Origin of the sequence: Accumulibacter sp. (assembly GCF_029255125.1) — a bacterium.
Lineage (GTDB): Bacteria > Pseudomonadota > Gammaproteobacteria > Burkholderiales > Rhodocyclaceae > Accumulibacter.
In genome coordinates this window covers 1-9,957 of the sequence record NZ_JAPUVR010000074.1, presented here as the reverse complement: position 1 = coordinate 9,957, position 9,957 = coordinate 1, and the positions used below count along the sequence as shown (strand labels likewise).

General features: G+C 67.7%; 7 protein-coding genes. 3 read left to right on the top strand and 4 right to left on the bottom strand.

Translation table 11 applies throughout. From position 1 onward, the window contains the following. Nucleotides 1-166: 166 nt before the first annotated feature. From Q1L59_RS03700 to Q1L59_RS03690, 3 genes are read left to right on the top strand one after another with little or no spacing between them, the layout of a single operon-like run. Nucleotides 167-787, top strand: coding sequence for a sigma-70 family RNA polymerase sigma factor (locus Q1L59_RS03700; RefSeq protein ID WP_300328197.1), 621 nt, complete (start codon nt 167-169; stop codon nt 785-787). Next, on the top strand, nt 784-1,632 hold the full coding sequence (locus Q1L59_RS03695) for a cupin domain-containing protein (RefSeq protein ID WP_300328194.1): 849 nt from the start codon (nt 784-786) through the stop codon (nt 1,630-1,632). The genes Q1L59_RS03700 and Q1L59_RS03695 overlap by 4 nt, the downstream gene beginning before the upstream one ends. Next, nucleotides 1,629-2,153, top strand: coding sequence for an SRPBCC family protein (locus Q1L59_RS03690; RefSeq protein ID WP_300328191.1), 525 nt, complete (start codon nt 1,629-1,631; stop codon nt 2,151-2,153). The genes Q1L59_RS03695 and Q1L59_RS03690 overlap by 4 nt, the downstream gene beginning before the upstream one ends. A 4-nt stretch (nt 2,154-2,157) precedes the next feature. Here the strand turns inward: Q1L59_RS03690 and Q1L59_RS03685 are convergent, their stop codons facing one another. The 4 genes from Q1L59_RS03685 to Q1L59_RS03670 all read right to left on the bottom strand — a co-directional run. Continuing rightward, nucleotides 2,158-3,198, bottom strand: coding sequence for a transglutaminase family protein (locus tag Q1L59_RS03685; protein ID WP_300328188.1), 1,041 nt, complete (start codon nt 3,196-3,198; stop codon nt 2,158-2,160). A gap of 5 nt (nt 3,199-3,203) precedes the next feature. Beyond that, nucleotides 3,204-5,753 carry a circularly permuted type 2 ATP-grasp protein gene (locus Q1L59_RS03680; protein WP_300328187.1) on the bottom strand — a complete coding sequence of 850 codons (2,550 nt, stop codon included), beginning with the start codon at nt 5,751-5,753 and terminating at the stop codon, nt 3,204-3,206. Between the two features lie 40 nt (nt 5,754-5,793). Continuing rightward, nucleotides 5,794-9,162, bottom strand: a complete 3,369-nt coding sequence (locus Q1L59_RS03675) for a transglutaminase family protein (RefSeq protein WP_300328184.1) — start codon at nt 9,160-9,162, stop codon at nt 5,794-5,796. 312 nt (nt 9,163-9,474) lie between these two features. Continuing rightward, the coding region (locus Q1L59_RS03670; RefSeq protein WP_300328182.1) for a DUF4351 domain-containing protein at nt 9,475-9,957 on the bottom strand (483 nt) is incomplete at its 5' end.

The following is a 9,957-nucleotide window of genomic DNA, read 5'->3' as shown; positions in this document are numbered from 1 at the left end:
TAGCTGGCATGGATTTTGCAAACCGTTTCCGTGTTATCATAATGGTCTCCAGGTAAAAATAGTCTGTTGCATCAATGGCCTAAAGTGGATTATACCGGGATTTTGCCTAATTCAACAGCATTGAGACCGTGGGGCGGGTACCAGCACCGCCGAGGATTCGGCGCGGGTGGCCGCGGCCGGGCCCGCACCGAGCGCCGCCGGCGCCCGCTTCGCGCTGGCCGGCGAGGGCGAACTGCAGGCCTGGATCGGGCGCATCGTGCGCCATGAGGAACAGGCGCTCGGCGAGTTGTACGAGGCGATGGCCGGGCGCGTCTACGGCCTCGCCTTGCGCATCACGCGACACGTGCAGGTCGCCGAGGAAGTAACCGAGGATGTCTTCTGGCAGGTCTGGCGGCAGGCGCCGCGCTTCGACGCGACGCGCGGCAGCGTGCTGAGCTGGATCCTCACCATTGCCCGCAGCCGCGCGCTCGATACGCTGCGGCGTGGTGAACGCGCCGAGGCGCTTGATGAGGAAGCGCTCGCCAGCTTGCCGGGCGAGGGCGATCCGCACGACCTGCTGGACGCTGTGCAGCGCAATGATCGCCTGCACCGTGCGCTCTCCGGCCTCGATCCACTGCCGCGCCAGCTTCTTGCGCTGTCGTTTTTCCGTGGCCTGACGCACGAAGAGATCGCCCGCCACATGAGTCTTCCCTTGGGCACCGTCAAGTCGCACATCCGGCGCGCGCTGTTGCGCCTGCGCGAGATGCTCGGTGCCGACGATCCCCGCACGCCAATGGTGACACCATGAATACCGATTCCAGGGACGCTGCCGACGGCGGCGTCGACACAGGCGAAGTCGATCGTCTGATTTGCGAGGGTTTGGCGCCGGTGGCGCTTTCTGCGGATCGCCACGCCGGGCTGCGCGCACGTCTGCTGCAGCGCGCTGGGGAAAGCGCCAGCCGCCTGGCCGGGCTGCTTACCGTGCGTAGCGGGGAAGGGACGTGGACGCGGGTGAAAGCCGGCGTCCGGGCCAAGATTCTCCATCGCGGACGGCAAGGAGCATCGGTGCTGATCGAATTCGCTCCCGGCGCCAGCTTGCCCGTACACCGTCATCGCCAGCTCGAGGAGGGCATCATCCTCCGCGGTAGCTTGCAGCTAGGCGAGCTCGATCTCGTCGCGGGCGATTACCATGTCTCGCCAGCGGGCAGTCGACACGGGCGGATAGCGGCGCGCCAGGGGGGGCTCGCGTACTTGCGCGGAACCTCTCTTGGCCAGACCAGCGCCGTCCTCGGCGAGTTGCTTGGCGCGCTCGTTCCCGGGCGCGGGCCGGCGATTCGCACGATTCCGGCAAGCGAAGAAGGTTGGCAGCTTGTCGCGGCCGGCGTCGAAACGAAACTGCTGTACCAGGACGGCGATCTGGTTTCACGTTTCGTCCGCCTGGCGCCAGGTGGCGTACTGCCGGCGCACCGGCACAGCGCCGAGGAAGAATGCCTGATGTTGACCGGCGACGCTTTCCTCGGCGACCTGTTGCTGACGCCGGGTGATTTTCATCTGGCGCCGGCGGGCAGCGAACACGGCGACGTCAGCAGCGACGGCGGGGCGCTCTTCTTCGTGCGCGGCCAGGCCGAGTTCCTGGCGCTGACCAGTCCTTGACTCGCCGCTTCGTCCTGATCAGCCGCTGGCGTCTGCGAACGACGCCAGCGCGCCTCTGGGAACTGCTCGTCCAGCCGGCCGACTGGCCCGCCTGGTGGCCACATCTGGCGACGGTGCGCCAGTTGGCGGCGGGCGACCGCGAGGGAATCGGCGCCCGCTACGCCTTCTGCTGGCGTAGCGGTATCGGCTATACGCTGCGCATCGTGATGACCACCGTGCGCGCGGCGAGCTGCTGCGCGCTTGAGGGTGCGGCGAGCGGTGACGTCAGCGGCATCGGCCTCTGGCTGATCGAGCCCGACGGGCCAGACGCCTTGCGCCTGACCTATCGCTGGGATATCGAGCTCGATCGTCCGTGGATGCGGCTGTGCGCACCGCTGCTGCGCGCTGTTTTCGCGCGCCGGCACTTTGCGGTGATGGCTGCCGGGGCGCGCGGCATGGCGCGCCAGCTCGCCTGCACACTCGACGAGCTCGAGGAGTGGTCGGCGATCACGCCGGCGGCGGCCCGCCGCGACGACACCTGAACGGCTAGGTTCCGGCGTCGCCGACCGGCCAGCGTGCGTTGGCGCCGGGTGCGCCGGGCGCGTCCTTGGGCGCTGCGTCGGCTGTGCTGTCGGCGGCGAGTGGCGTGACGGTTACGGCGACCGCGAGTTCGTGCTCGTCACCGCCAAGGATGACGCCGCGTAGCGGTGAGACGTCGGCAAAGTCGCGGCCCCAGGCGAGCGTGATGTGCTGCGTGTCGGGCAGCAGGTTGTTCGTCGGGTCGAAGTCGACCCAGCGTCCGCCCTCGACTTCCGGGCAGTACACCGATATCCAGGCGTGCGAGGCGTCGGCGCCAATCATGCGCGGCTGGCCGGGCGGCGGCGTAGTGAGCAGATAGCCGCTGACGTAGCGCGCGGCGAGGCCGAGCGAGCGCAGGCAGGCAAGCATCAGGTGCGCGAAGTCCTGACAGACGCCACGCTTGTCGGCGAGAACGGAGAGCACCGGTGTGGCGATCGTGGTGGCTTCGGGGTCGAACTCGAACTCGTCGAAAATGCGCTGCATCAGCGCTTGCGTGGCGGCGAGCAGCGGGCGCCGCGGCGTGAAGGCGGCGGCGGCGTAGGCGGCGAACTCATGTTTGACGCGCACGTGCGGCGATTCGAACTGAAACTCGGCGGCGCTCAGGGTTACCGGTCGGGCACCGTAGGCGAGCGCGGCCCGCACGTCTTCCCAGGGCGGCGAGTCGGGCAGGCAAAGCGGCAACGGCGCCGCAGTCCGTCTGCCGCTGGCCGGCGCCGCGCGCGTCCCGGCGGGCAGGTGCGGCAGCACCTCGAGCGTGCTCTCGGCGCGCACTTCCAGGCTACGGTGGGGAAACTCGAAAGCCAGGTCGCTGACCGGATTGGCGTAGCAGTCGAGCCGCTGGTCGGTCCAGCTGGCGGTGGGCTCGACGGCGATATGGTGGGCGAGCGTGCGCTGCCAGGAGCAGTTGCGTGGCGTCAGGTGGAGCAACTGGCGCGACAGCGAGACCGGGCTGGCATAGCGATAGACCGTCTCGTGCACGATGTGGTAACGGATGGCGGGTGGCTGCATCGCGTTCACCAGGCCAGGGTGTGGTGGCTGATCCCGCCGACATGGCTGAAGTAGCGCATCGTCAGGCGGTCGGAAAGCGCCGCCGCGGCCAGCGCCAGATCGGCGAGCAGCGCCGCCAGATCGCGCGCAGCGTCGGCTTCACGCGCATCGTCAGCTTCGAAGCGGCCGACATCGAAAGCCTGCAGGCGCTGGCGTGCACTGTGTAATGCCGGATCGGCCGGGCCGCCGAGCAGGTGCGCCAGCTTGTCGAGGTCGCGCGCCAGGACGTCGATCTGGAAAGCGACCGAGTGCGGATTGGCGTCGTCGAAGACGATCAGGTCGAGCGCCGGCAGGATCTGCGCTCGCGCCATGTAGCGTGAGCGGTAGGTAATGATGCTGTCGGTCAGCTCGAGCAGCCACTCGAGATTGGCCGCGGCCGACGCTGCCGGCAGGCGGAGGTACTGGCCAAGGCTGGCGGCGAGGAAAGCCAGACGTTCGAGGCGGCGGCCGATGATCAGGAAGCGCCAGCCATCGTCGCGCGTCATGTTGTCCATGGCAAAGCCGGCAAGCGAGGATGCGGCGAGCAGGACCTGGTCGAGGAAGGCGAGGGCATCGCTCAGCTCGACCCGTTGTGCCTCGCCGGCGGCCTGCGCATAGCACTGCAACTGGTGTTGCAAGCGGTTGATCGCATGCCAGTTGTCGAGCGAGAAGCGCTCGCGCACCTGGGTGGCGACCCAGAGCAGGCGGCGGATGCCGCCGGCCAGGCCGTCGCCCCATTGTTTGCCGCAGATCGCCTGGACGAGCAGCACCTGGTGCGCGGCGCCGGCAGTGGCCGGCGGGCTTGGCTCGGCGGGCTGCGCTGCAGCATCGGCGGCGGGCACGATCTGCAGCGCCTGGCAAAGATCGAAGGCGGCGAGCAGCGCCCGGCTGGCGTCGGCGCCGCTATCGAGCAGGCGGGAAAGGCCGGCGCGCAGCAGGCGGGCGGTCTTGTCGCAGCGTTCGCTGTAGCGGCCGAACCAGTACAGGTTTTCGACGATGCGCGACGATAGATTGTATCCGCCGCGCACCAGGTCGGCCTTGCCGACGGTGTGCTTGAGCAGGCTGAACGGGTTGACCGCACCCTCGGCGAGGACCCAGGTGTCCTTGCTCGAACCACCACGTTGCATCGAGATGATGCGCGCGTTCGACACTGCGGCGACGCGCGTCAGGCCGCCCGGCATGACGACGTGGCCGCTGGGCGTCGCGGCGACGAAGACGCGCAGTCCGACACCACGCGCCAGCAGGCGGCGATCGTGCTGCTTGCTCCAGGCCGGAGCGCGCGAGAAGTTGACCAGTTCCTGGGCGACGTAGGCCTGCGGGCGGGCGCGCAGGCGGGCAATCATTTCTGCGCGTCGACGGCTGCTCAGTTGATTGCCGAAAACCGGGTCGAACTTCTGGCTCGGGTAAGAGCCCTTGATGACCAGCCGATCGAGGTGGGCAATGGTGAACTCGAGCGCGGCCTGCTCGCCGCACCACCAGGTGGCGACCGACGGCATGGCGAGTTCTTCGCCGAGCAGTTTGACGCACGCGCCGGGCAGGAAACCGGGCAGCGCGGCCGATTCGAGCAGGCCGCTGCCGAGCGCGTTGGCGACCAGAACCTTGCCCGCGCGCACCGCCTGCAACAGTCCAGCGACGCCAAGCGCCGAGTCGGCGCGCAATTCGAGCGGGTCGCAGAAGTCGTCGTCGAGCCGGCGCAGAATCGCGTGCACGCGGCGCAGACCGCTCAGCGTCTTCAGGTAGACGCAATCGCCGCGCACCGTCAGGTCCTGTCCTTCGACCAGCGGAAAACCCAGGTAACGCGCCAGATAGGCATGCTCGAAGTAGGTCTCGTTGTACGCTCCGGGAGTGAGCAGGACGATCAGCGGTGCTTCGTTCGACTGTGGAGCGAAAGCCGCCAGACTTTCCTGCAGATCGCGGAAAAAGCTCGCCAGGTGCTGTACCTGCAGGTCGCGGAAGAGGTCGGGGAAGACGCGCCCGACGATGGTCCGGTTCTCCAGCGCATAGCCGGCGCCGGACGGCGCCTGCGTGCGATCGGCGATCACCCACCAGCGGCCGTCCGGCGAGCGGGCCAGATCGGCTGCGTAGAGGTGCAGGAAGACGTCCCCCGGCGGCCGCGTCCCGCGGCACGGCCAGAGGAAGTTGTTGTGCCCATAGACCAGTGCCGGTGGCAGGCTGCCGTCACGCAGCAGTTCCTGCGGCCCATACAGATCCTGCAGCACGGCGTTGAGCAGACGCGCGCGCTGGCTGACCGCGGCCGCCAGTTGTTGCCACTCGGCGGCCGGCAGGATGAGCGGCAGCAGATCGAGTTCCCACGGCCGGTCGGCGCCCTTGGGGTCGGCGTAAACGTTGTAGGTGACGCCGTTCTCGACGATGCGCCGGTGCAGATCGGCGCAACGGTGGCGCATCTGCTCGCCGCTGGCGGCGTCGAGATGGCCAAGGAAGGCTCGCCAGGCGGGGCGAACCACGCCGTCTTGGTCGAGCATTTCGTCGAAACGGTCGCCTTGTTTGGGATAGCTGGCGAGCAGGGAACGCGGCATGCAGAAGGGGCGCGCGCGGTATCGAACGCGCCGGAGAGGTTCAGGAGCGGCGCAAGTCTAGCGTAAACGGGAAGTCGGTATTGGTTGGCGACGGCGCGAGGTCGAGCGCGCCGGGGCTATGCCCGAAGGGAAGGAAGCGCGCCAGGCGGCGCCCCTCGGCTTCGTTGGCGTTGACCGGATAACGCTCCGGGTTGCGTCCACCGGGATGTTCGACATGGTACTGGCAGCCGCCGAGCGAGCGCTTCATCCAGGTATCGACCAGATCGAAGACGAGCGGTGCGTGCACTCCGATCGTCGGATGCAGCGCCGAGGGCGGGTTCCACGCCCGGTAGCGGACGCCGGCGACGTACTCGCCAGTGCGGCCGGTCGGGCGCATCGGCAGCGCCTGCCCGTTGCAACTGACGACATAGCGCTCGCCAGCCATTCCGGTCGCCCTGAGCTGCAGGCGCTCAAGCGAGGAATCGACGTAGCGTACGGCGCCGCTGGCGGTGTTTTCCTCGCCCATGACGTGCCATGGTTCCAGCGCATGGCGCAATTCGAGTTCGATTCCCTGCGCGCAGATCGTGCCGTGCACAGGGAAGCGAAACGCAAAATGGGGGGCAAACCATTCGTCGGCAAAGGCATAGCCGGCACCGCGCAACTCGCTCAGCACATCGGCGAAATCCTGCTCGACGAAATGCGGCAAGAGGAAGCGGTCGTGCAACTCGCTGCCCCAGCGCACCAGGCGGGTCGGCGCGTACGGTGTCTGCCAGAAGCGGGCAATCAAAGCGCGCAGCAACAACTGCTGGGCGAGCGACATGCGCGCGTGCGGTGGCATCTCGAAGGCGCGCATCTCGACCAGGCCCAGGCGGCCAGCCGGACCGTCGGGCGAGTAGAGCTTGTCGATGCAGAACTCGGCACGGTGCGTGTTGCCCGTCGCGTCCACCAGCAGGTTGCGCAGCAGGCGATCGACCAGCCAGGGCGCGATCGGCGCAGCGCCCGCGGGGGGCGGCGGAAACTGGCGGAAGGCGATTTCGAGTTCGTAGAGCGAGTCATTGCGTGCTTCGTCGACGCGCGGCGCCTGACTGGTGGGCCCGATGAACAATCCGGAGAAGAGATAGGAGAGCGATGGATGGTTGTGCCAATAGCTGATCAGGCTGCGCAGCAGATCGGGGCGGCGCAAGAATGGTGAGTCGAGCGTGCTCGGTCCGCCGAAGACGAAATGGTTGCCGCCGCCGGTACCCGTGTGGCGGCCGTCGAGCATGAACTTCTCGGTGCACAGACGCGACAGGTAGGCGGCTTCGTAAAGCTGCGTCGTGCGCTCGACGAGTTCGTCCCAGCTTGCCGAGGGCTGGATGTTGACCTCGATCACGCCGGGATCGGGCGTCACCCGGAACTTGCTCAGACGTGGGTCGGGCGGCGGCTCGTAGCCTTCGACAATGATCGGCGTGGCGAGCGCCGCGGCCGTTGCCTCGACCGCAGCGACCAGTTCGAGATAATCGTCCAGGCGTTCGCACGGCGGCATGAAGACATACAGAACGCCGTCACGCGCCTGCGTCGTGAGCGCGCTGCGAACGAGCGTGGCGGCTGCTTCAGTGGGCGGTTCGGGGCGTCGATTCGCCGCGTCGGCGGTATCCGCCTGAGGTGCGCTCGATCGCCGGGCTTCCTCACCGTCGCTCGCCGCCACGGCATCCGCAGACGTGTTGTTGCGGTCGGCGGCAAACTGCGCGCGGATTGCAGCATGGGCGCGCAAGGGCGGGAACGACTGCGTCGGGTCGGGTGTATGGACGTAGGGATAGTCGTTCTTCGGCACCCATGGCTGCCCGTCGAGCGGCAGGCGATAGCCGAGCGGTGAGTCGCCCGGAATCAGGTAGCAGCGCCCGGCGCGCAGCCGCCATGACCCGCTCTCCCAGTGTCCGTGGGCGGCACGGCGCAGCGGCAGGACGTAGCCGGCGACCCGCTCCAGCCCTTGCCGGAAGACCCGGGCGAGGCGCTCGCGCTCGAGCGGGTCGTCGAGCCGCGCGTCAAGCGGATCGACGTTCACCGGCAGGCGGTTTTCGCGCCAGAGGTAGTAGAAGACATCCTCGAAAGCCGGGAAGACGTGCTGCGAGGCGACTCCGAGGCGCCCGGCGAGTTCGTTCAGAAAGCGCCCAGCAAGCTTTTCGTCGGCGCCACACGGCTGGCCTTCATCGGCGTAGAGCTCGGGGTCGTGCCAGATCGGCTGCCCGTCGGTGCGCCAGAAGCAGTTGAGCGACCAGCGCGGAAGCTGCTCGCCGGGGTACCACTTGCCTTGGCCGAAGTGCTGCAGCCCTTGCGCGGCGTAGCGCTCGCGCAGCCGCTGGAAGATTGCTGCGGCGCGCTGCCGCTTGCTCGGCCCGAGCGCGTCAGTGTTCCATTCGGCGCCATCGTGGTCGTCGATCGACACGAACGTCGGCTCGCCGCCCATCGTCAGGCGTACGTCGCCACGCTGCAACTGGTCGTCGATCTGCCGGCCAAGCGCTTCGATCGCTGCCCATTGCGTGTCGGTATACGGCTTGGTCACGCGCGCTGCCTGCCAGACGCGCTCGATCGTCATCGTGTGCGAGAAGTTGCATTGGCACTCGTCAGTGAAGCCGGTGATCGGCGCCGCCGACGATGGGTGCGGCGAACACGCCAACGGAATGTGACCCTCGCCGGCGAACAAGCCGGAAGTCGGGTCGAGGCCGATCCAGCCGGCGCCGGGCAGGTAGACCTCGCACCACGCGTGCAGGTCGGTAAAGTCGTGTTCGGTTCCGGATGGACCGTCGAGCGCCTTGACATCGGGCGTCAACTGGATCAGGTAGCCTGAGACGAAGCGCGCCGCGAGGCCAAGCTGGCGCAGAATCTGCACCAAGAGCCAGGCCGAATCGCGGCACGAGCCACGCCCTAGCGCAAGCGTTTCTTCGGGCGTCTGCACGCCGGGGTCGAGCCGAATGACGTAGCCCACCGCAGCTTGCACCTGGCGGTTCAGTTCGACCAGGAAGTCTACGCTCGAAGACGGCCCCGGCGCGATCTGGCGCAGGAAGTCGCTCACCAGTGGCGTTGGCGGCGGGGCGTCGAGGTAAGGGGCGAGCTCAGCACGTTGCGCGTCGTCGTAGCGGAACGGGAAGCGCGCGGCGTAGGGCTCGGGAAAGAAATCAAACGGATTGATTACCGACAAGCGCGCGACGAGATCGACTTCGACGCAGAACTCGCGCGTCAGCTCAGGAAAGACGAGGCGCGCCAGGTGGTTCGCCTGCGGGTCCTGCTGCCAGTTGATGAAATGACGTGCCGGAGTGACTTTCAGCGAATAGGCGAGGATCGGCGTGCGCGCGTGGGGCGCGGGCCGCAAGCGCACGACCTGCGGCGAGAGCCGGACCGGGCGGTCGTAGCGGTAACTGGTGCGGTGATTGAGGGCAACATGGATCGACACGGCGAGCTCCGGAGCGAAGTGTTGCGCAGGGGCAAGCAAGAAGCGGGCCATAAGCGCGCACCACCAGATTTCGGGCGTTTCGCCGCGCGGCTGCACGACCCGGCGCACCATTCCCGTGCAAACAGGCGCCGCGTAGCGCCCGACCGGCTGCACAGCGGTGCGCAGCCGCTGCGCAGCTACGGACAAGCGAGGCATGGGTGGTGCAGCCCCCCTCTGCTCGCCTGCGGTCGAGCAGGCCGCCAAGGTCGAGAGCTTAAGTCGAGTGACCCCTTGCGCGGTCAGCCAGCGCAGCGCTGCCTGCCGACGCGCCGATCAGCGGCGCGCGTCCTCGAACACGGCGGCGAGCGTCGGCGCGCTGAGTACCGCCTCGCCCCAGGTCTGCAGTTCGTCCTCGCTCGCTTGCGCCAGACGCTCGCCAACCCATTCCGGCAAAGGGCCGAAGCGGCGCGTCAGCAGTCTGGCGAGCAGGAGCACTTCACCTTCGTGGCGGCCTTCCATCCGACCTTCCATCCGGCCTTCCATCCGGCCTTCCATCCGGCCTTCCATCCGGCCTTCCATCCGGCCTTCCATCCGGCCTTCCATCAGACCCTGCGTCCGGCCCTCGACCAGGCCCTGCTGAATACCGGTCTGAATTCCTGTCTGAATACCGTTCTCGACCCCGTCCTGAAATCCATTCTGGAACCCATTCTGAAATCCACGCTGGGTTGCTTCCTCAAACCAGGCTTCGATACGTTCGGCGAGCATGCTGTCAGCCTCCATGAAATCGCTCATAGCGTCAATCTCGGTCGCCATCGC